Below are 20,704 nucleotides of genomic sequence, written 5' to 3'. Positions count from 1 at the left end.
GCGTGACGGGGCCGGGCCCTTTGCGAGTGTTGGTCTTGGCCACGCTTAGGCGAGGGGTTCGAGCACGAAGACGGGAATTTCGCGGTCGGTTTTGTTCTGATAGGCGGCGTAGTCGGGGAAGGCTGCCACGGCGCGCTCCCACCACGCGGCCTTTTCGTCACCGGTGACCTCGCGGGCGTGCATGTCCCATTTCTGGGTGCCGTCCTGCAGCTCGACCTCGGGGTGCGCCACGACGTTCGCGTACCAGACTGGGTTTTTGGGACTGCCGCCGAGCGAGGCGACGGCGGCGTACCGGCCGTCGTGCTCGACGCGCATAAGGGGGGCCTTGCGCAGCTTGCCGCTCTTCACGCCGAGCGTGGTCAGCACGATGACGGGCATGCCGCGCAGGGTCGTGCCCTCGGTGCCGCCGGACTTTTCGATCTGGTCGACCTGGTCGCGCACCCACTGGGCTGTGCTTGGTTCGTATTCTCCGATGAGGGGCATGGTTTCCCCAACGCCCGTGCTGCAAAAAAAATTCCATCCGGCCGTCCCGCGAGAGGGGGAGGCGGCTAGAGCAGGCTGCGCGGGCGGTGCGGGGCGAAGCGGGGGATGTAGCGGCCGAGGAGAACGGCGCCGAGCAGGCCGAACACGCCGATGATGCCGCTGGCGATCGACAGTGAGGCAAGCGCGGTGATGCCGGCCACGGCGAGCGGCGCGGCGGCGCTGCCGAAGTCGGCGGTGAACCGCCAGGCTCCGAGGAACGGCGCCGGATGGCGCTGGGGAGCGAGGTCGGCACCGAGCGTCATGAGCAGGCCGCTGCCGATGCCATTGGCGAGGGAGAGGAACATCGCCACGCCGATGAACCAGCCCACGTTGCTCGGCAGGTTGTGTGTGAACGCGAGGGCGACGTGGCCGAGGCCGAGGCCGATCATCGACGGCACCGCGCTCCAGATGCGGCCGAAGCGGTCCATAATCTGGCCGCTGACGTAGAACAACAGAAAGTCGATTCCGCCGGCAATGCCGATGATCAGTGCGGTATCAGGCGCGCTCACCCCGATGCTGACCGCCCACAACGGCAGTATGACCGTGCGGCTGGCCCGCATCGCGCCGACGAGAGCGGCACCGGTGCCGAGCCGCATGAGCACGCCGCGGTGGGCGCGGATGGTCTGGAACAGCCCCTCGGCGGTGCCGGGCGCGGCGGCCGGGGGAACGGCATCCATTGGGACAGCATCCATTGGGACGGCATCCATTGGGACAGCATCGGTCGGCGCGGCGGCCTGCAAAGCGGATGCCGCCTGCTCCGCCCCGGCCTGCTTAGCTCCGGCCTGCTCCGACTCGGCCTGCTCTGCCCCTGCCTGGTCTGCTCCGGCCTGCTCCGCCCCGGCGCCATCGGGCCGAGCACCGGGACCGGCCAGTTCCCGTGTGGGATCGGGCAGAATCACCAGCATCGCGACGGCGATCACGCAACACACGATGAACACCCAGAATGTTGCCTGGGTGCTGCCGGTGAGGTGGATGAGCGCGGCGGACAGGAACGGCCCGACGAACCAGCCGGCCCTAAACACTCCACCGAGCGTCGACAGGGCGCGGGCCCGGTAGACCAGCGGCACGTAGCTCGTCATGAAGGCGTGCCGGGCGAGGGCAAAGACGGCGGTGGCGATGCCGATCAAAAAGATTCCGATTCCGAGCACGAGCGGGTTCGGCGCGACGATGCAGATGATCACAGCACCGATCGTGACCAGCGAGGCGTAGATCATCGAGTTGCGCTCGCCGATGCGCGCGACGATCCAGCCGCTCGGAATGTCGCCAACGAGTTCGCCGAACATGATCATGGCGGCGATCACCCCGGCGATGGCGAGCGTGGCGCCGAGATCGTTGGCGACCAGCGGAATGAGCGGAATGATCGCGCCCTCACCGACCGAGAACAGCAGGGTAGGCAAAAAAGCTGTCAGGGCGATGGATCGCAGGTTGAGGGGGCGCTGCGTATTGCTCATCAGAGTCGATGCTACGCCAGCCCGGTAGGCTGAACAGAACATGATTGACTTGGATTTCTCAGTACAGATCGCCGCGCTGCGGACCACGTTCGGCGACATCCGCTCGGTGATCGACATTGATCGACTGCGCGCGGACATTGACGACCTCAGCGGTGAGGCCGGAATGCCCGATTTGTGGGACGACACCGAGCACGCCCAGAAGGTGACCAGCGACCTCAGTCACCGGCAGTCGCAGCTGGCGCGTATCGAGAGCATCTCTACCAGGCTCGACGACCTCGAGACCCTCGTGGAAATGGCCAATGATGGCCAGGGCGACCAGGAACTGGCCGACGAGGCAACGGTAGAGCTCGCGAGTTTGCAGAAGCTGCTCGGCGAGCTGGAGGTGCAGACGCTGCTCAACGGCGAATTCGACGAACGCAACGCCGTCATCACCATTCGCGCCGGCGCCGGCGGAGTGGACGCCGCCGACTTCGCCGAAATGCTGCTGCGCATGTATCTGCGCTATGCCGAGCAGCACAACTGGCGCACGAGCGTGCTCGAGATCAGCTACGCCGAAGAGGCCGGCATCAAGAGCGCCACCTTCGAGGTCGACGCCTCCTACGCTTTCGGCACGCTCAGCGTCGAGGCCGGCACGCACCGCCTGGTGCGCATGAGCCCGTTCAACTCGGCCGGAAAACGCCAGACCTCCTTCGCGGCGGTTGAGGTTGTGCCCCTGATCGAGCAGACCGAATCGATTGAGGTGCCCGACGGCGACATTCGCGTCGACGTGTTTCGCTCAAGCGGCCCGGGCGGCCAGTCGGTCAACACCACCGACTCCGCCGTGCGCATCACCCACCTGCCGACGGGCACCGTGGTGAGCTGCCAGAACGAGAAGAGCCAGATTCAGAACCGGGCCGCCGCAATGCGGGTGCTGCAGTCGCGTCTGCTCGTGCTGGAACGCGAGAAGGAAGCCGCCACCAAGAAGGAACTCGCCGGCAATATCACCGCGAGCTGGGGCGACCAGATGCGCAGCTACGTGCTCGCGCCCTACCAAATGGTCAAGGACCTGCGCACCGAGTACGAGGTGAACAACCCGAGCAACGTCTTCGACGGTGACCTGGACGGCTTCATTTCGGCCGGCATCCGCTGGCGCAAGAAAGCACCCGAAGACTAAAGGCTCGCTGGGGCTTGGCCCCGGCGGGTATGTCGCTGTAGGGAAAACGCCCGCGGATGCCTAGGCTCTAAGAGCTATGATCCGTTTTGATCACATAACCAAGAAGTATCCCGGCACCACTCGGCCGGCACTGAACTCGATCGACGTCGAGATTTTGCGAGGAGAATTCGTCTTTCTGGTCGGCGCCTCCGGATCGGGCAAGTCGAGCTGCCTGCGGCTCGTGCTCAAGGAGGAGAAGCCGACCAGCGGCAGCATTCACGTGCTCGGCCAAGACCTGCGATCGATCTCCAACCGCAAGGTGCCCTACTTTCGCCGCAACATGGGCGTCGTCTTTCAGGACTTTCGCCTGCTGCCGAACAAAACCGTGTTCGACAATGTCGCGTTCAGCCTGCAGGTGATCGGCAAGAGCCGGGGCTTCATTCAGGAAGCCGTGCCAGACACCCTCAAGATGGTCGGCCTGGCCGAAAAGGCGCAGCGCCTGCCGCACGAACTCTCCGGTGGTGAGCAGCAGCGCGTGGCCATCGCCCGCGCCATCGTGAACAAGCCGCAGATTCTGCTGGCCGATGAGCCCACCGGAAACCTCGACCCCACCACGAGCGCCGAGATCATGTCGCTGCTCGCGAGCATCAACGCTGGCGGTACCACCGTGATCATGGCTACCCACGAGGCCGGCATCGTCGATAAGATGCAGCGCCGTGTGATCGAACTCGTCAACGGCGAGATCGTGCGTGACGAACGTCAGGGCGGCTACGCCACAGCCTCAATTCCCACCATTCTTCCCTCCTCCGCTACTGCTGCTACTGCCACTGCGTCAGCGGATGCGCCCAGCAGCGCCCCGTCGCCCGTCGCGCCGGTCTACGCCCGGCCGGCCGTTGCTGCCGAGCCCGAACCGGCGCTGACGCACCCCTCCGCTCCGGTTCCGGAGACCTCCGTGTCGCTGCACCAGGCCGCTGCGGCCGCGGTCGCCGCGGCGACGGGACCGGTTGCGCCGGCCCCCGAAGCTTCCGCCCCCGAGGCATCGGCCCACGAAACCGCGGCCTACGAAGCCCCGGCAACGGCATCGCTCGCCGCCCCGCCGGTTGAGGCAGCCCCGGCCACACCGGTGCCGCCGATGACGCGCCCGGTGCTGCCGGTCCCCCCGAATGATGACCCGGAACAGCTCACGCTCGCCGAGAAACTCGGCCTACGAGCGCCGGGAGAGAAACCCGACCAAACGGGCGAGCAGAACGTGGGGCCGACCCGATGAGGCTCGGTCTGGTGCTCTCCGAAGCCGCGAACGGCCTGCGGCGCAACGCCTCGATGGTCGTTTCCGTCGTGCTCGTGACCTTCATCTCGCTGACTTTTGTGGGCGCGGCCGTGCTCATGCAGATGCAGATCGGCCAGATGAAAAACTTCTGGTACGACAAGGCGCAGGTCGGCATCTACATGTGCTCCGATATTTCGCCGGGGGAGACCTGCACCGGCGGTGATGCTTCACCGGAGCAGATCGCCGCCGTTGAGGCGCAACTGAAATCGCCGACCCTCGCGTCGTTCATCGACAACTATTATTTCGAGACGCACGAGCAGGCTTTTGAGAACTTCAAGAAGCAGTTCGCCGGCAACCCGGTCGCCGACTACGTCACCGCCGATCAGCTCAACCAGACCTTCTGGGTGAACCTGAAGGATCCGGCTCAGTCCGCGGTGCTGGTCGAGAGTCTGTCGGGCGTTGCCGGAGTCGAAAACGTCGCTGACCAGCGCAAATACCTCGATCAGATTTTCTCCGTGCTCAATGTGGCCAGCTACACGGCCATTGGTATTGCCGGGTTGATGTTGATCGCGGCGGCGTTGCTGATTGCCACGACCATCCGTTTGTCGGCGTTCTCCCGGCGTCGGGAACTCGGCATCATGCGATTGGTCGGTGCGAGTAACCGATTTATTCAGACGCCGTTCATTCTGGAGGGGGTATTCGCTGCCCTGCTCGGTTCGCTCCTGGCGGGGGGTGCGATCGTGGCGCTCGTCTACTTCTTCGTGCAGGGCTATCTCGGGTCGAGGCTCACCGGCTTCGCCCTGGTCGGTATGGACGATGCGCTCGTCGTGGTGCCCATCCTGCTCGTGGTCGGCGCGGTGCTCGCCGCGTTCTCGGCAAACTTCGCGATCACCCGCTACCTCAAGGTCTAACTGAAGCGGATGCCGGCGGCCGGGTGGCGGCCGGCACCCGCTAGACTGGTGGGCTGTCTGCCGGATCGGCCGACGGCATCCGCTTGAAGTATTTGAATTGAGGTGAGCACATGCCCAGGGAACGTGGCGAAAAGGTCGTGGCGAGCAATAAGAAGGCCCGCCATGACTACCTCATCAGTGATACCTACGAGGCCGGGATGGTCCTGAGCGGCACCGAGGTCAAGTCTTTGCGGGCCGGCCGGGCTACCCTGGTCGACGGCTATGCCTTCATCGAGGGCGGTGAGGCCTGGCTGGATGCCGTACACATTCCGGAATACAGCGGTGGCTCGTGGACCAATCATCCGCCCCGTCGCAAACGCAAGCTTCTTCTGCATAAGAAGGAGATCATCAAGATCAGCCACAAGACCAAAGAGGGTGGCTACACGATCATTCCGCTGCGCATCTACTTTGCCGACGGTAAAGCCAAGGTTGAAATCGGCGTCGCCAAAGGTAAAAAAGAGTTTGACAAGCGCCAGACACTGCGGGAACGTACCGATAAGCGCGAATCGGACCGGGCGATGTCGGCGCAGCGGCACCTCGGCGACTAGGCAGCCTCCAGGTTTTGTCGTAGTATGGAGCGCTGCACTGAAAAGTGCTGCTTGGTAACTCAACAGCGTGTGACACGAACCCATCGTAAGCCTGTCGGCTTGCCGTGTGTATGGGGATGATCGGTTTCGACACTGTTTGCGCAATTGTGAGAAGCGGGTCGAGGATGCAGGGTTATCTCGTAAACGATCTCTGCAAAACAATAAGTGCCAAATCAAACCGCACTGACTTCGCTCTCGCTGCCTAAGCGATAGCACTAATGAAGTCCGCCAGACCGGGAATGCTCTCTACCCGGATCCTGACGTCATTTAGGGAGCTTGCTTTTACATTGAGCCACGGGGTGTAGAGGGACTTAAACGAAGGCTGGGCCTGTCGGAGTAGATGCCAGTGGCAAATTCCGGGGCCGAGAAAGCGATTTCACTGGATACACCCGTAGAAGGCATATGACCACAGCAGTGGACCGGGGTTCAATTCCCCGCATCTCCACCATCGGTTCTGTCACACGCTGTTGAGCTTTACTCCTGAGGCCGCCCAATTGGGCGGCCTCAGTTGTTTATGCGCACCAATTCGGCACCCTGATCGTGCCGGGACAGGCTCGATAGCGGTGGTGCCGTTCAGAACTGCGGAAATTCCTGCCCAGAGCCTTTGGTTTCGGCATTTCCAGGCCGATTTCGCGGAAATCTCCGCAGTTGCAAACGCAGGGCGTGGTGGTCAGCGCAGGCGCAGGCCGATCGCGGCGCGGATAGGGTCGCGCTGGCCCCCGGAGTGCACGATGAAGTCGCCGTCGACCGTGAGCTGGCTCGCATGGCAGCGCAGGGCCGCCACGACAGAGTCGTGTTGGGGCTCGAGGTCGAACCATTCAGCATCCGCTGTGGGGGTGTCGATGATCTCGGCGTAAGGGATCGTGAGGCTGCGGCTGGCGCGGAGGGCGGCGTCGTGCACGCGCACGTGATCGGGATGGCCGTAGCCGCCCGTGGCGTCGTAGCTGATGACGAGGCTCGGTCGCACGTGTCGGAGAACGGCGACGAGGTCAGCGGTGACCTCGGAGAGCGGTGCGCGCGCGAGGGCATCGGCTTCTGAATCGGCGGCCGGACCGGCCAGCCCGGGACGTAGCCACTCCATGCCCGAGTCGCGATAGCGGCGTGCGGGCAGCCCGGACGCGCGGGCCGGTTTCTCGCCGAGCCAAAAGCCGTCGTTGATGCCGAGGGTGAACGCGGCGCGTTCGAGTTCGCGCTTGCGCTCTTCCGCCAGGGCCGGGGTGCCCGCAAGCACCGAGAGCGGACCGGCAACGACTTCACCGCGCTCACCGCGCGTGGCGGTGACCAGGCTGATGCGGATGCTGCGGCTCGCCAGATACGCGATCAGCCCGCCGGTACCTATGGTCTCGTCGTCGGGGTGTGCGTGTACGAACAGCACCGACGTGACTGAGTCGAGAATGCTCATCGGGCACAGTCTCGGTCTGCGTCAGTCGAGAACTGCAGAGGGACAGCGGATGCCAAAGCCATCCGACGAGCCTATCGCCGCCAGCATCCGGCCGAGGTGGTGAGACGACTACTTCGGCCCCACGGACGTGCGGGCCCCTCGCGAAGGGATGGGGCTGAACGTGTCGTCTCGCGTAAAGGACGGTGCGACAAGTCGCAGCTCAAGGCTGTGGTGTTAGCTGGGCGCGCAGGACTATCTGCTCGGAGGTCACTGCGTTCGGACTCGTTGGTCACCAGCCGGCGCGGCACCGATATTGTGGGTGCCTGCGTTCGAAGGCATAGTCGGACTCGCGGATGAGGATGCGGGCGTGCGCCTGGTCGGGTCAGCCGGCGCGTTGGGATCGACGAGGTCGTCATGGTGGATAGAGTCGCCGTGGATGGCATCGACCAGGGTGGACAGCGGCTCGCCGCTGCCGCCCCACTGGAGCGAGATGATCTCAGCGGCGATTGACACGGCGGTCTCCTCGGGGGTGCGTGAGCCGAGGTCGAGGCCGATCGGACTGCGCAGTCGGGCGAGCTCCGCGTCGGTCACCCCGACAGCGCGCAGGCGCTCCAGACGGTCGGCATGGGTGCGGCGGGATCCCATCGCACCGATATAAGCCACGGGCGGGCCGTGCAGGGCCGCTTCGAGCAGGGGGACGTCGAATTTGGGATCGTGGGTGAGTACGCAGATGACCGTGCGCGGGTCGATGAGCCCGCCGGCGATCTGCTCGCGAAGATAGCGGTCGGGCCAGCTCACCACGACCTCGTCGACGCCGGGAAACCGGGCCGCGGTCGCGAAGACGCCGCGCGCGTCGCAGACCGTGACCCGGTAACCGAGGAAGGTGGCGAGCCGGGCCAGGGCGGTGGCGAAGTCAATCGCACCGAACACCAGCAGGCGCGGCCTGGGCGCGTAGCTCGCGAAGAATACCCGCATCCCCTCGCCGCGCCGCTCGCCGTCGGGGCCGTAGGTGAGGGTGGTGTTGCGTCCGGCGGCGAGTAAGCCCTGGGTGTCATCGCCGATGGCGTGGTTGGCGCGTTCCGAGCCCAGGTCGCCCTCGAATCCGTGCGGCCGAACCACGAGGTGGCGGCCGAGCCAGGCGGCATCCGGATGCTCGATCACCGTGGCCACTCCCACCGGCCGGCCGGCGTCGACGTCTCCGTGCACACCCTCGAGCAGGGCGAAGGTAGCCCGGGAAACGGGCTCGACGAAAACATCCAGAATGCCGCCGCAGGTGAGCCCGACGGCGAAGGCATCGTCGTCGCTGATGCCATAGCGCACGAGAACGGGCACGCCGTCTTCGGCCACCTGCGTGGCGAGTTCGTAGACGGCGCCCTCGACGCAGCCGCCCGAGACCGAGCCGGCAACGGTACCGTCGGCGCTGACCAGCATCGAAGCGCCGGCCGGGCGCGGCGCGGACTGGAAGGTGCGCACGACCGTGGCCAGCCCCGCCGTGGCGCCGGTCTGCCAACCGGTAATGAGGGTATCCAAAACTTCACGCATGTCGGTATCCCTTCGGTCGCGCAGGTCAGCGGCCGGACGCGCGCCGACCAATTCGGTATGCGATGAACGCTACCGTGGCCAGCAGCCCCAGAAGTTTCACCGGGTCGCCCAGCTGGTCGGTAATGACACCCTTGACCAGGCTCATCGCGTCGAGGCTCGGCGCCGCGGCTGGGGCTGATCGGTGCGGCGCGGCCCGGTGCCCGCCGACGGGTGCGACGCGGGGCGGGACCGGGCGTGGCGGCAGGTTCGAATGCGGCGGCGCATCCGCTTGCACGTTGGGGAGCGTGTCGGCGGCGGGTGCGTCCCCTGGCGGAATGTGCGACACGTCGGTGACCGCCCGTGGGGCGGCCTGGGCGAGAGTGGCCGGGTCTTCCACATGGTCGCCGACGGGGGTCGAAGTGGCCGAGCCGTCGTCGCCCTCGATGAGCGCCTGCAGGTTGCCGGCGAACAGCGCCATCATTTGCTCGGTGACGCTGCTGATGACGCCCTTGCCCATGGCCGCGGCCTTGCCCGACAGGGACAGGTCAGCACTGACCGTGCCCTGGGTCACGCCGTCGGTTTCGACCAGCACGAGCGTGACCGTGGCCTGGGCGGTTCCCTGCCCGCGGGTCTCCTGCGCCTTGCCAGAGAAGACGGCGCGGTGGGCGTCGGCGTCGCGTTCGTCGACGTTCATCTGGCCGCGATACTGCATGGTCACCGGGCCGAGTTTGACCTTCATGCCGACCTGATAGTTGTCGTCGGAGAGTTTGTTCAGAATCTGCGCACCGGGCACGCAGCCGGCGACGCGTTCGAAGTCCATCAGGGTGTTCCACACCGTGTCGACGGGGGCGATGACGGTAAAGGTGCTGTCGAGTTGCATCAGGGTGTCCTCTGCTGGATGGTTACGGATGGTCGATTGTGGGCAGAACCGCGTCGAGCGGATGCTGCAGGGCCGTATGCGACCGGGTCACCGCGAATCGCCGCCGCCACCTCGGCGAGGGCCGCGTAGCTGTGCCCGCTGACGAAGGCGTCGCAGTAGGGCAGGGCCGCGGCCATGCCGCCGACGAGCGGCCGATAGCCGGCGGCCGCCTTGCGCGGATTCACCCAGACGATGCGGTGCGCGAGCCGGCGCAGGCGCGCCATCTGGGCGTCCACGTCGGCCGGGTCGTCCTGCGCCCAGCCGTCAGAGAACACAACGATCACGGCGCCGCGCGCCAGGCCGCGCCGCCCAAAGTCATCGATGAACCGACCGATACTGGTCGCCAGCCGCGTACCGCCGGCCCAGTCGGTCGCGGTGGCGGCGGCTTGCGCGAGCGCCTGGTCAGGGTCGCGCAGGGCGAGTTGGCGGGTCAGCCGGGTGAGGTGCGTTGAAAACACGAAAGCTTCGGCTTTCGCGCCGGAGGCTGCGCCCTGCAGCAGCGTGAGAAACACCCGGGTGTACGGTTCCATCGAACCCGACACATCGCAGAGCAGCACGAGTCGGCGCGGTCTCGGGCGGCGATGGGCGTAGTGCAGGATGATCGGATCTCCGCCGGTACGTTGGGCGGCACGCACGGTGCGCGCCACATCAAGCCGGTCGTGGCTGTGCGGCGACGAATGCGTTCGGCGGCTGAGCCGCGTCGGCGTCGACAGCACGATGCGGGCGACGAGCTGCCGCAACCGGGCAAGCTCCTCCGGGTCAAGGTCAGCGAACGCCATGTCGTGCAGGTGTTCATCGCTCGAGGCCAGGGCGAGGATGGCGTCGCTCCTCGGGTCGTCGCTCTCGCCGTCGGCAGAGTCGGTGCCGGGCAGCGGGGCTGGCGGGCGATCGGGGTGTGGTTCGGGCGCGCCGACCGGTCGGTTGATCGGCGGGGCGGCCTTGGTGCGGGTCTCTGACCCGATCGCCGGGGGAGCGTTCGGGTCACCGCGACTCTCGGCCGGGTCGAGCCGGCCGTCGAACACGGCGCTGAACACCGCGTCGAATCGGGCGAGGTACTGCTGCTGCGAGACGAACACGATCCGGCAGGCCCAGTACAGCGCGGCCCGGTCGGTAGGCGGTACCAGTCGCAGTGCTTCGGCCAGCCGCGCTGCCCGGTCCGGCGATACCGGCAGGCCGGCCCGGTGCAGGGCCGTGCTGAAGCCAGCGGCGAGGGCGGCCGCGGTGATCGGTGGCTGAAGGCCGCGGTCAGCCATGCGCGGCCTCCGCCACCCAGACGCCGCCGCGGGCGGCAGCTAAATCAAGGTCGTCCCGATTCTTCAGAACTGAGCCCCAGGTCTGCTCGACCGCGCGGCCGCTGAGCTGGGCGATGCCGAGTACTGTGAGGGCGCTCACCCAGTCGATGGCCTCGGCGATGCCAGGCGGCTTCACGAGGTCGAGCGAGCGCAACCGGGTGATCGCCGCTGCGGCCTCGGTCGCCAGCGCTTCGGAACTGCTCGGCACTCGGCGGCGCACGATCTGCGCGATGCGCTCCGGCCCCGGGTAATCGATCCAGTGATACAGGCAGCGCCGGGTGAGGGCGTCGTGCAGGTCGCGGGTGCGATTGCTCGTGAGAATCACGATTGGCGGATGCGCCGCCGTGACGGTTCCGAGCTCGGGAATGGTGACCGCCGCCTCGGCGAGCAGCTCGAAGGTGAACGCTTCGAACTCGGCGTCGGCCCGGTCGATCTCGTCGAGCAGCAGCACGGCCGGCCGCGGGCCGGGATGTTCGATCGCCTGCAACAGCGGGCGGCGCAGCAGATAATCCCGTCCAAACAGCTCGGTCTCGGCCGGGGAAACCCCGCGCGCTTCAGCCAACCGGATGCCGAGCAGCTGCCGTGGGTAGTTCCACTCGTAGAGCGCCTCCCCGGCGCTGATTCCCTCGTAGCACTGCAGACGGAACAGTTCGGTGTCGAGCAGCCGGGCGAGCGCCTTGGCGATCTCGGTCTTGCCGACCCCCGGTTCGCCCTCGAGCAGCAGCGGCTGCCGCATGCGCACGGCCAGGAACACGGCGGTAGCGAGTCCCTCGTCGGCGAGATAGTCCTCGGCATCGAGGGCACGCTGCAGCGCGGCGACGGACGGCACCAGTTCGGGTATGGTCACCACCGCCGGCACCGCCGACCGCCAGCCGGGCCGCTACCGCGCGGTCGCATACTGCTCCGGATGCGCGAGAAACGCCGTGCGGCAGCCCGCCGAGCAAAAATACACTATCGAGCCGTCGTAATCGACGTGCAGCGACGTGGGCAGCGCGGCCACCGCCATGCCGCAAACCGGGTCGATCGAAGTTGCGGTACCAGCCGCCGCCGATTCAGACCCAGCTGGTTCAGACCCAGCTGGTTCAGGCCCCGCCACGACCAACGGATGCCCGCGCCCGGCCCGTTCCTGCACCAGCTGCGCGAAAATCGACACCGCAATCTCCCCGGGCGTGCGTGCCCCGAGGTCGAGGCCGGCCGGACTGAATACCCGCGCGCGCTGCTCCGGCGAGACGTCGAGGGAGGCGAGCACCGCCGCTGCCCGCTTCGGGCTCGCCACGAGCGCAACATAGGGCACCCCGGCGGCCAGGGCGGCGAGCAGGGCAGGCTCCTCGTCGCGGCCGTGTGACGCGACGATCAGGGCGGCGTCGCCGACCTGCGGGGCAGCGGAGCCGCCATCCGCGTGCACGAGGTCGAAGCCGACCAGTGGCGCGAGGGCGGCGAGTGCCTCGGCGTCGGGGGTCGAGCCGACAAGGATAAGTCGGGGCAGAGGAATGCATGGTTCAAGAAAGATCTCGATGGCTCCATTGCTGACACAGGGGTTGGACACTTCGACCGCGCCGTCCTCAACGGTGCTCGACGGCACGCCGGCAACCACCTTGAGCAGCAACGGCTGGCGGCTTTCGAGAACCTGCAGGCTGTACAGCCGAACGGATGCCTCCACACACGTTCCCCCGACGAACCCGTCGATCTCGCCGTTCGCGCGCACGAGCGCCGTGTCGCCGGCGTGCGCGCTCGTCGGGCGCTGGGCGCGCACCACCGTCGCGTGCACGAACGGTTCGCGGCGTTCGGTGAGCTCGCGCTCAAGGGTCGTGTACACGGTGGGCATGCTAGACCGGCGGTCTCGTGCGGCCCTGCATGGCCTCCCACACCCGGGCGGGCGTGCAGGGCATGTCCATGTGCACGACGCCGAACGGGGAGAGGGCGTCAACGACGGCGTTGACGACGGCCGGCGGCGAACCGACCGTCGCCGATTCGCCGACACCTTTGGCGCCGATCGGGTGATGCGGCGACGGGGTCACGGTGAAGCCGGTCTCCCAGTCCGGTACCTCCATGGCGGTAGGAATGAGGTAGTCCATGAAGGAGCCGCCGAGGCAGTTGCCCTCCGCATCGAATTCGATGAATTCCATCAGCGCCATGCCCACACCGTCGGTGAGACCGCCATGGATCTGGCCCTCGATGATCATCGGGTTGATGCGGGTACCGCAATCGTCGACGGCAATGAACCGGCGCACCTTGACGTGCCCGGTTCCCGGATCGACGTCGACCACGCAGATGTAAGCGCCAAATGGGAAGGTCAGGTTGGGTGGATCGTAGGTGACCTCGGCGTCGAGGTTGCCGTCGATACCCTCTGGCAGCGCGACCGTGCCGTGCGCACCCATCGCGATCTCCGCGATGGTTTTGCCCACGCTCGGGTCGCCCTTGACGAACCAGCGGCCCTTCTCCCACTCGAGGTCTTCCGGCCGGGTCTCGAGCATGGCCGCGGCGATGAACCGGGCCTTCTCCCGCACCTTGCGGGCAACGAGCGCCACGGCCGCGCCGCTGACCGGGGTCGATCGGCTGCCGTAGGTGCCGAGGCCGAACGGGGTTTGATCGGTGTCGCCGTGCACCACATCGATGTCTTCCGGCGGGATGCCGATCTCCTCCGCCACGATCTGCGCGAAGGTCGTTTCGTGGCCCTGCCCCTGGCTCTGCACCGAGATGCGCACAACGGCCTTGCCGGTGGGGTGGATGCGCAGTTCGGCGCCGTCCGCCATGCCGAGGCCGAGAATGTCCATGTCCTTGCGGGGTCCGGCGCCGACGGTCTCGGTGAAGAACGAGATGCCGATGCCCATCAGTTCGCCGCGTTCGCGTTTCTCCTTCTGCTCTCGGCGCAGTTCGTCGTAGCCGGCCATCTTCATCGACAGCCGCATGGTGGGTTCGTAGTCGCCCGAGTCGTACTCCCAGCCGGTCTTGTTCGGGTACGGAAACTGCTCCTTTTTAATGAAGTTCTTCAAACGCAACTCGGCTGGGTCCATCTCAAGCTTGCGGGCCAGGATGTCGACCATCCGCTCGACCAGGTAGACCGCCTCGGTTACCCGGAAGGAACACGCGTAGGCCACCCCGCCCGGGGCCTTATTGGTGTAAACGCCGGTGACGGTGCAGTGGGCTGCGGCAAGGTCGTAGCTGCCGGTGAAGATGTGAAAGAACCCGGCCGGATACTTGGTGGGTTGGGCGGTGGCGTTGAACGCACCGTGGTCGGCGAGCACGTTGGTGCGCAGCGCCAAGATCTTGCCGTCCCTGGTCGCAGCGATCTCGCCCTGCATGATGTAGTCGCGGGCGAACGAGGTGCTCATGAGGTTCTCGGAACGGTCCTCGACCCATTTCACCGGTTTGCCGGTGACGATGGAGCCGACCACGGCGAGGATATAGCCCGGGTAGATGCCAACCTTATTGCCGAAGCCGCCGCCGATATCGGGGGAGACCACCCGAATCTTGTGCTCCGGAATGCCGGAGACCATGGCAAACAGGGTGCGGTGGGCGTGCGGGGCCTGCGTCGTCTCGTACAGGGTGAGGCGGCCCTCGACGGCATCGAAGTCGGCGACAGCGCCGCAAGTTTCCATCGGCGCCGGGTGCACGCGCGGATAAACGATCTCCTGTTTCACCACTACGTCGGCGCTCGCGAAGACGGCATCCGTTTCGGCTTTGTTGCCGGCTTCCCAGTCGAAGATGTGGTTGTCGGTGCGGCCCTCGAGGTCGTCGCGAATGATCGGGGCGTCCGGGTCCATGGCCTTGCGGGCGTCAACGACCGGCGAAAGTACGTCGTACTCGACCTGGATCAGCTCGAGGGCGTCGCGGGCGGCGTAACGGTCTTCGGCGACGACGAACGCGACCTCCTGGCCCTGGAAGCGCACCTTATCGGTGACCAGCACGGCCTGAATATCCATCGAGAGGGTCGGCGCCCAAGCCAGGCCGAGCGCCTGCAGGTCGGAGCCGGTGATGACCGCGAGTACCTTGGGGTGGGCGAGCGCTTCGGTCGTGTCGATCGACACCAGTCGGGCGTGGGCGACGGGAGCGCGCAGAATGGCACCGTGCAGCATGCCGGGAAGCACGATGTCGTCGACATAATGGCCCTTGCCGCGCACGAATCGCGGGTCTTCTTTGCGCTGCATGCGGCCGTGGCCGATGGGCCGATCGTGGTCGCCGGCGGCCGGGTTCGACGGGCGGTCCTCGAGGATGGTCATGCGCGCACCTCATGCTCGGTTGATTCGCTTGGTGAAGTCTCTGCGTTTGCACCGGCGGGATGCGCCGCGGCCCACTGGATCGACCGCACGATGGTGGCATAGCCGGTGCAGCGGCAGATCTGGCCCGAGATGGCCTCGCGAATCTCGAGCGGTTCGGGGTGCGGGTTGTGGTCGAGCAGGGCGCGAGCGGTGAGCATCATGCCGGGGGTGCAGAAGCCGCACTGCAGGCCGTGCTCCTCCATGAAACCCTGCTGCACCGGGTCGAGGGTGGCGCCGTTGGCGAGTCCCTCCACGGTCGTGATCGTGTGACCGTCGGCCATGGCGGCCAGTACTGTGCAAGATTTCACCGGCTGGCCGTCCATCAGCACGACGCAGGTGCCGCAATTGGTGGTGTCGCAGCCCCAGTGCGTTCCGGTGAGCCGCAGGTCGTCGCGAATAAAATGCACGAGCAACACGCGCGGTTCGATCTCGCGGGTGACGTCGGTGCCGTTGATGGTCATACTGATCTGCATCGGGCTCAGCCTTCCTGGGTTGTCGTGTCTGAAGCGGATGCCGCGGCGCGGCGGCAGGCCGCCCGCAATACCCGGCGGGTCAGTTCGTCGGCGAGGTGCCGCTTGTAATCGACCGGGCCGCGCTGGTCGGCGAGGGGATCGCAGCTGCGTGAGGCCAACAGCCCGGCTTCGACGAAGAGTGCTTCGGTGGGGGCCTGACCGATGAGCACGGCTTCGACCTCGGTCACGTTGCGGTCGAGCCCGACCGCGGTCAGTCCCACGGCCACCTGGCTGATCGTGCCGTCGGCGGCGAGCGTCACGCTTGCGCCCGCTGCGGCGACGGCCCAGTCGCCGACTCGACGCTCCACCTTCTCGTAGGCGCTGGCGGAGCCGGTGCGAATGGGGATGCGCACCTCGATCAGCAGTTCGTTCTGGGCGACCGCCGTCTCGTACGGGCCGCGGTGAAAGTCGGCCATAGACAGCATCCGCTCACCGGCCGGCCCGCGAACGACCGCGACAGCTTCGAGGACGTGGCACACCGTGGAGAGGTCCTCGGCCGGGTCTGCCTGGCAGAGCGAGCCGCCGATGGTGCCGCGGTTGCGCACGATCGGGTCGGCGATGACCCGTTCGGCGTCGCTGATGATGGGAAACAGTCGGCGCACGTCGTCGGATTCGAGCAGGGTCGTGTGCCGGGTCATGGCGCCGATGCGCAGCACCGGGCCGTCGACCAACAGGTAATCGAGCTCGAACAGATCGTTGATGTCGATGAGCCAATCCGGCCGGGCCAGGCGTAGCTTCATCATGGGCAGCAGGCTGTGTCCGCCGGCGACCACGCGGGATTCTGGCCCATGGCGATCGAGCAGAGCCAGGGCGTTATCGACCGAACTGGCGCGAACATAATCGAACGGAGCCGGAATCTGCACGGGCTTCTCCTCACGAAAGAAGGTTCCATGGCCCCACGCATCGTCGCGCAGCACCGTTGTGCGCCACAGCCTGCTCCCAGCCTCCGAGCCTGTCAATATCGACCTAAGCGAAAGGTTATGAGCTTGCGCGCCTGATTCCGTTGCGCCTGCATCCTTCCCGACCTGCTGGCCCCTTGCTCCTTCGCCCCCGAGGCTGCCAATATCGACCTAAGCGAAAGGTTATGAGCTGTGGCAATGACGCTGAATCAGCTGAGGGCCTTTGCCTTGGTGGCTCGTCTCGGGTCGCTGCGTGCCGCTGCGGCCACGCTCGGAATCAGCGAACCCGCGGTGTCGTCGTCGCTTGCCGCACTGCGCCTTGATCTCGGCGATGCCCTGATTGTGCGGGCGGGATCTGGCATCGCCTTGACGGCCGGGGGTCGGGCACTGGCCGATCATGCCCAGGAGATCGTCGGCCTGGCCGACCAGGTGCGCTGGGAGGTCTCTCACGCCGCGGAGTCTGCGGCGAGCCTGCGCGTCGTCGCCACCGCGGGCTTCGCCGAACACGCGGCTGGCCGATTGCTCGACGCCTTCACCCGCCGGATGCCTGGCCACGCCGGCGGTATCGACGTGGTTGTCGAGCGCGCCGATGACGTGGCGTCGTTGTTACAGGATCACGCCTACGACGTGGCGCTCGGCTCCCGTCCGCCTCAGGGACCGCAGCTCGAAGTGGTGCCCTTCCTGCGCTATCAACGGGTGTTGGTCGCCGCGCCGGAGCATCCGCTTGGCCGGCAGCTGTCCGTGCCGCTCGCCGCTTTGCTGGGGGAGCCCTGGTTCACCGGCCAGGCCGGGATCGAGGAGTTCACAGCAGAAAGCAGCTGGCTCGCAGCCACATTTCTCGTCTCCGGGGTTGGCGTTCCAGAGACCGTGCCGCTCAGCAGCGAAACGGATGCGCTCGCCGCCGTTCGCGCCGGCGAGGGGATCATGCTCGCGTTCAGGCATATCGTGCGGGCCGAGGTGACGGCCGGGTCGCTCGTCGTGCTGTCGGTGCCGAACACGCCGATCGCCGGGTTGTGGTGCGCGAGCACCCTCGATCACGGCCGGGCGCCGGCCGCCGCGCGAACACTGCAACGCTTCGTCACGACCGCTGAGGCGACCGCGGCGATGCTCGCGCCCGGCGGCTCACGCGGTGTCGCCCGGCGCGGCTCCAAGGTGCACGTGGCCCTCTGGAGTTGATTCCGCGCCCTGGGGGACCGACTCTCGGGTGATTAGGGGCGGCATCGCCAAGCACGCCAAAAGTGTGCCTCGGCACCCGCTGCCTTCTGCTGCTCCAGGGCGTGCAGGCGGCCATAACTGAAGGTGTTCTCGCCGCGGAGGTAGGCTTCGACCCCGCCGCGGCGCAGCAGGCGGTCGCGGGCGATGACACTGTCGTGCTGGTCGCCGAGAATGGTCTGCAGTTTCTGCGCGAATCGGCTCACCCGTGCGGCACGCTTGGGGTTGAGCGGATGCGCCGTCTCGGCCGCGTAGCGCAGCCGTTTGGAGCGCTTGCGTACCTCGTGCAGGGCGAGGTCGCGCTCCGGCCCCGGCATGGTCTTGGCGGCCCGGCGCACGGCGCTGCGCAGTTTCTTCCACTCCTTCGCGACCAGGGCCGGAACGAGCACGCGGGCGTCCTGGCCGGCCGCGGCCGTGAACGGGGGCGCAGCGACCAGGGCGTCAAGGGCGTCGAGCAGCCGAAAATAGCGGTGGGTGTCGAGGGCGGCGATGAGCGTGCGACCAGCGCTGCCGGCATCCGTCGCCGAGCGGGTTTCGAGGCGTTCCCGGATTGGGCCGAGCAGCAGGGCGGGCGGCTCGTGGTCGAGCAGGCCGGCGAGGCGGCGGTGCAGCACCTCTTCATCGCGGGAGCCGCCGAGCACGGCGGCGAGCCAGCCGAGTTCGGTGCGGAGGTGCTGCACGACGGCCGGGTCGATGAGGGATTCATAGGTGGCCAGCACCGAACGCAGCCGACGGGTGGCGACCCGCATGGCGTGTACGGCTCCGGCCCGGTGTTGGCGAATCTCCGGATCCTGCATGCGAATGACGCCGATCTGCTCGCGCAGGCTGGCCAGCAGCACATTTGCGGCCGGCCTCGTGGGCGTTGGGCGGTGTTGATTCTGTGCTGGTGTCGCCGGAAACCGGTCGCCGAGGGCACGCGCCAGCTTCGAAGCGTGCTGCGACACCAGGATGCCGGCGCTCGCGAGCACGGACTGCCCCGCGTCGAGCAGGTCCTCGGGTGCGTCGACGAGTTCGAGCTCCCATTCACGCCAGGCCGCAGATGCTGGTTCGTGAACGAGCCGTTCGGCCTGCACCCGGTCGTCGCAGACCACGGCGAGGGTTTCGCCGCCCGCTCCGATCAGGCCGTGCACCACGCGGGTGGTGTTCAGGCGTGCCACGGGAACGAGCGGGGAGTCACGCACGTAGACCCGCACGAGCTGGGCAAGCGATTCGGGGACGGCATCCGCTTTATCCTGGGCATGCTTGCCCAGTGGCGAGTGGATTTCTCGGCGGCGCCCGCCGTCGAGTGGCAGTTTGAGGTGCCACCCGGCGTCGTCGCCACCGGTGCGTCGGCGCAGCGTAATGTGCGCCGCGGTGAGTACGAGGTCCTTCGTGTCGAAGTAGACAGCTGCCAGGTCATGAACCATCGGCTCGGCCATGGCCTGCACGCCCGGCAGCTCGGTCAGACGGGGTAACACCGCCAGCTCGTCGACGTCAAACTTGCGTTCTATCTCGATACCACCGTTAGCGTCCACGGTTCCAACCTAGCGCGGGCGTACCAGGCTTGAACAATGAGTGCGTCAGGCGTTGGCGAGCCACAGGTCGGGGCCGAAGATCTCATAGTGGATGCGATCGGCCGGCACGCCAGACTGCAGCGCCTGGGAGCGCAGGCTGCGCATGAACGGGAGTGGACCGCAGAGGTACACCGAGGCGTCCTCCGGGATCGTCACGTTCTCAAGGGACATGAAGCCCTCGTGGTGGCCCGCGCTCGGGATCTCGAGCCAGAGCTCGAGTTCGGCCGCCTCGAGCAGAGCGACGTCTTCGTTCATCTGGTCGCGCAGCGCCCAGCGCTCGAGGTTGCTCTCGGCGTGCAGCACGAGCACCTCACGCTTCGAGCCGCTGTCCACCAGGGAACGCAGGATGGAGGCACTGGGCGTGCAACCGATTCCGGCCGAGGCCAGGATCAGCGGGCCGGTGCCGTGGTCGAGGGTAATATCGCCGCACGGAACGGAGAGAATGAGCGTGTCGCCGACCTGCACGTCGCGGTGCAGCACGGGGGAGACCTCGCCGTCAGCGTCGAGCTTGGTGGTGAAGACGCGGGTCGTGGCCGTGCCGGCCGAGAGCGAGTACTGACGTACCTGACGGATACCGTCGGGCATGGTGGCGGTGACGCTGACGTACTGGCCCGGCAGGGCGGGCGTCACCGGAGTGTCGTCGGCCGGTTCGAGGGTGAACGTGACGGCGTCGGTTCCGGCCGCTTCCTTCTTCACCACGGTCCACGGGGCGAGCGGCTTGTCGCTGGCGAGTCCGGCGTAGAGGCCCTTCTCCATCTTGATCAGGGCGTGGGCCATCAGCCAGTAGACCTCGGTCCAGGCGGCAGCGATCTCAGCCGTGATGACGTCGCTGAGTTCGTCGGCGATGCCCTCGAACAGGTACTTGTAGACGATGTCGTACTGCTCGGGCTGAATGTCGAGGGAGACGTGCTTGTGAGCGATACGGGAGAGCATGGCCTCCGGCGTGGTGTCGGGATTCGCCACCAGGTGGGAGGCGAAGACGGCGATGCTGCCGGCGAGGGCCTGCTGCTGCGAGCCATTCTTCTGGTTGGACCGGCTGAACAGCCCGTCGAAGAGTTCGGGGTGCGCGGTGAGCATGCGGTTGTAGAAGTTTTGTGCGATCTGGGGCATCCGCTCGCCGACCAGCGGCAGGGTGGCTTCGATGAGGGGTGTGGACTGGGGCGAAAGCATGAATACTCCTTCTGTAGAACCGACACCCGTTTGTGGGGGTCTTTTATAAAAGTAGCATTTCATATACCGGTTTAGCG

The 20,704-nt window shown here is 66.7% G+C and carries 18 protein-coding genes and 1 other RNA gene; 6 read left to right on the top strand and 13 right to left on the bottom strand.

The window, feature by feature from the left end; translation table 11 throughout:
• Positions 1–45: 45 nt before the first annotated feature.
• Positions 46–483: a nitroreductase family deazaflavin-dependent oxidoreductase gene (locus QMK31_RS04115; protein WP_283499647.1), complete on the bottom strand. Its 438-nt coding sequence runs from the start codon at positions 481–483 to the stop codon at positions 46–48.
• Between the two features lie 65 nt (positions 484–548).
• Positions 549–1,973: an MFS transporter gene (locus QMK31_RS04110; protein WP_283499646.1), complete on the bottom strand. Its 1,425-nt coding sequence runs from the start codon at positions 1,971–1,973 to the stop codon at positions 549–551.
• Positions 1,974–2,013: 40 nt separating this feature from the next.
• Between QMK31_RS04110 and prfB the strand changes: the two genes are divergently transcribed.
• The 5 genes from prfB (at position 2,014) to ssrA (ending at position 6,357) form a co-directional block, all read left to right on the top strand.
• On the top strand, positions 2,014–3,126 hold the full coding sequence (gene prfB / locus QMK31_RS04105) for a peptide chain release factor 2 (protein WP_283499645.1): 1,113 nt from the start codon (positions 2,014–2,016) through the stop codon (positions 3,124–3,126).
• A gap of 76 nt (positions 3,127–3,202) precedes the next feature.
• A complete protein-coding gene (gene ftsE, locus QMK31_RS04100; protein WP_283499644.1) occupies positions 3,203–4,372 on the top strand; it encodes a cell division ATP-binding protein FtsE in 1,170 nt (389 codons plus the stop codon).
• Positions 4,369–5,283 (top strand): permease-like cell division protein FtsX, encoded by a 915-nt coding sequence (gene ftsX, locus QMK31_RS04095; protein ID WP_283499643.1) that lies wholly within the window; start codon positions 4,369–4,371, stop codon positions 5,281–5,283. Before ftsE ends, ftsX begins: the two co-directional genes overlap by 4 nt.
• Positions 5,284–5,393: 110 nt before the next feature.
• On the top strand, positions 5,394–5,870 hold the full coding sequence (gene smpB, locus QMK31_RS04090; RefSeq protein ID WP_283499642.1) for an SsrA-binding protein SmpB: 477 nt from the start codon (positions 5,394–5,396) through the stop codon (positions 5,868–5,870).
• A 112-nt stretch (positions 5,871–5,982) separates the two neighbouring features.
• Positions 5,983–6,357: a transfer-messenger RNA gene (ssrA, locus tag QMK31_RS04085) on the top strand.
• A 222-nt stretch (positions 6,358–6,579) separates the two neighbouring features.
• Here ssrA and QMK31_RS04080 read toward each other — a convergent pair.
• The 9 genes from QMK31_RS04080 to QMK31_RS04040 all read right to left on the bottom strand — a co-directional run bounded on the left by QMK31_RS04080 (position 6,580) and on the right by QMK31_RS04040 (position 16,656).
• Positions 6,580–7,311 carry a PIG-L deacetylase family protein gene (locus QMK31_RS04080; protein ID WP_283499641.1) on the bottom strand — a complete coding sequence of 244 codons (732 nt, stop codon included), beginning with the start codon at positions 7,309–7,311 and terminating at the stop codon, positions 6,580–6,582.
• A 246-nt stretch (positions 7,312–7,557) separates the two neighbouring features.
• The gene (locus QMK31_RS04075; protein ID WP_283499640.1) at positions 7,558–8,832 is read right to left on the bottom strand and encodes an XdhC family protein; all 1,275 of its coding nucleotides are present in this window, start codon (positions 8,830–8,832) and stop codon (positions 7,558–7,560) included.
• A gap of 25 nt (positions 8,833–8,857) precedes the next feature.
• Positions 8,858–9,691, bottom strand: coding sequence for an SRPBCC family protein (locus QMK31_RS04070; RefSeq protein ID WP_283499639.1), 834 nt, complete (start codon positions 9,689–9,691; stop codon positions 8,858–8,860).
• A complete protein-coding gene (locus QMK31_RS04065; protein ID WP_283499638.1) occupies positions 9,691–10,983 on the bottom strand; it encodes a vWA domain-containing protein in 1,293 nt (430 codons plus the stop codon). The genes QMK31_RS04070 and QMK31_RS04065 overlap by 1 nt, the downstream gene beginning before the upstream one ends.
• Positions 10,976–11,872, bottom strand: a complete 897-nt coding sequence (locus QMK31_RS04060) for an AAA family ATPase (RefSeq protein ID WP_283499637.1) — start codon at positions 11,870–11,872, stop codon at positions 10,976–10,978. The genes QMK31_RS04065 and QMK31_RS04060 overlap by 8 nt, the downstream gene beginning before the upstream one ends.
• 30 nt (positions 11,873–11,902) lie before the next feature.
• Positions 11,903–12,838 (bottom strand): XdhC family protein, encoded by a 936-nt coding sequence (locus QMK31_RS04055; RefSeq protein ID WP_283499636.1) that lies wholly within the window; start codon positions 12,836–12,838, stop codon positions 11,903–11,905.
• A gap of 10 nt (positions 12,839–12,848) precedes the next feature.
• Positions 12,849–15,242, bottom strand: coding sequence for an aerobic carbon-monoxide dehydrogenase large subunit (locus QMK31_RS04050; protein ID WP_283499635.1), 2,394 nt, complete (start codon positions 15,240–15,242; stop codon positions 12,849–12,851).
• Positions 15,239–15,754 (bottom strand): (2Fe-2S)-binding protein, encoded by a 516-nt coding sequence (locus QMK31_RS04045; RefSeq protein ID WP_283499634.1) that lies wholly within the window; start codon positions 15,752–15,754, stop codon positions 15,239–15,241. The genes QMK31_RS04050 and QMK31_RS04045 overlap by 4 nt, the downstream gene beginning before the upstream one ends.
• Positions 15,755–15,759: 5 nt before the next feature.
• Entirely contained in the window at positions 15,760–16,656 is an 897-nt protein-coding gene (locus QMK31_RS04040) for an FAD binding domain-containing protein (RefSeq protein ID WP_283499633.1), read from the bottom strand.
• A gap of 234 nt (positions 16,657–16,890) precedes the next feature.
• Here QMK31_RS04040 and QMK31_RS04035 point away from each other — a divergent pair, with 234 nt between their 5' ends.
• Entirely contained in the window at positions 16,891–17,868 is a 978-nt protein-coding gene (locus QMK31_RS04035; RefSeq protein ID WP_283499632.1) for a LysR family transcriptional regulator, read from the top strand.
• 32 nt (positions 17,869–17,900) lie between these two features.
• Here the strand turns inward: QMK31_RS04035 and QMK31_RS04030 are convergent, their stop codons facing one another.
• Together QMK31_RS04030 and QMK31_RS04025 are read right to left on the bottom strand one after the other, a co-directional pair.
• Entirely contained in the window at positions 17,901–19,418 is a 1,518-nt protein-coding gene (locus tag QMK31_RS04030; protein ID WP_283499631.1) for a CYTH and CHAD domain-containing protein, read from the bottom strand.
• A gap of 45 nt (positions 19,419–19,463) precedes the next feature.
• Positions 19,464–20,627 carry a globin domain-containing protein gene (locus QMK31_RS04025; protein WP_283499630.1) on the bottom strand — a complete coding sequence of 388 codons (1,164 nt, stop codon included), beginning with the start codon at positions 20,625–20,627 and terminating at the stop codon, positions 19,464–19,466.
• Positions 20,628–20,704: the final 77 nt, after the last annotated feature.

Source organism: Cryobacterium sp. PH31-O1, from assembly GCF_030063455.1.
Taxonomy (GTDB): Bacteria; Actinomycetota; Actinomycetes; order Actinomycetales; family Microbacteriaceae; genus Cryobacterium.
This window is presented reverse-complemented; position numbering and strand designations above follow the sequence as displayed.

What these genes read in the sequence shown, in the direction of transcription:
- QMK31_RS04070 (WP_283499639.1), bottom strand. Translation starts at nt 9,691, where the DNA reads ATGCAACTCGACAGCACCTTTACCGTCATCGCCCCCGTCGACACGGTG.
- QMK31_RS04025 (WP_283499630.1), bottom strand. Translation starts at nt 20,627, where the DNA reads ATGCTTTCGCCCCAGTCCACACCCCTCATCGAAGCCACCCTGCCGCTG.
- QMK31_RS04050 (WP_283499635.1), bottom strand. Translation starts at nt 15,242, where the DNA reads ATGACCATCCTCGAGGACCGCCCGTCGAACCCGGCCGCCGGCGACCAC.
- prfB (WP_283499645.1), top strand. Translation starts at nt 2,014, where the DNA reads ATGATTGACTTGGATTTCTCAGTACAGATCGCCGCGCTGCGGACCACG.
- QMK31_RS04035 (WP_283499632.1), top strand. Translation starts at nt 16,891, where the DNA reads ATGACGCTGAATCAGCTGAGGGCCTTTGCCTTGGTGGCTCGTCTCGGG.
- smpB (WP_283499642.1), top strand. Translation starts at nt 5,394, where the DNA reads ATGCCCAGGGAACGTGGCGAAAAGGTCGTGGCGAGCAATAAGAAGGCC.
- QMK31_RS04080 (WP_283499641.1), bottom strand. Translation starts at nt 7,311, where the DNA reads ATGAGCATTCTCGACTCAGTCACGTCGGTGCTGTTCGTACACGCACAC.
- QMK31_RS04110 (WP_283499646.1), bottom strand. Translation starts at nt 1,973, where the DNA reads ATGAGCAATACGCAGCGCCCCCTCAACCTGCGATCCATCGCCCTGACA.
- QMK31_RS04045 (WP_283499634.1), bottom strand. Translation starts at nt 15,754, where the DNA reads ATGCAGATCAGTATGACCATCAACGGCACCGACGTCACCCGCGAGATC.
- QMK31_RS04065 (WP_283499638.1), bottom strand. Translation starts at nt 10,983, where the DNA reads ATGGCTGACCGCGGCCTTCAGCCACCGATCACCGCGGCCGCCCTCGCC.
- QMK31_RS04115 (WP_283499647.1), bottom strand. Translation starts at nt 483, where the DNA reads ATGCCCCTCATCGGAGAATACGAACCAAGCACAGCCCAGTGGGTGCGC.
- QMK31_RS04075 (WP_283499640.1), bottom strand. Translation starts at nt 8,832, where the DNA reads ATGCGTGAAGTTTTGGATACCCTCATTACCGGTTGGCAGACCGGCGCC.
- ftsE (WP_283499644.1), top strand. Translation starts at nt 3,203, where the DNA reads ATGATCCGTTTTGATCACATAACCAAGAAGTATCCCGGCACCACTCGG.
- ftsX (WP_283499643.1), top strand. Translation starts at nt 4,369, where the DNA reads ATGAGGCTCGGTCTGGTGCTCTCCGAAGCCGCGAACGGCCTGCGGCGC.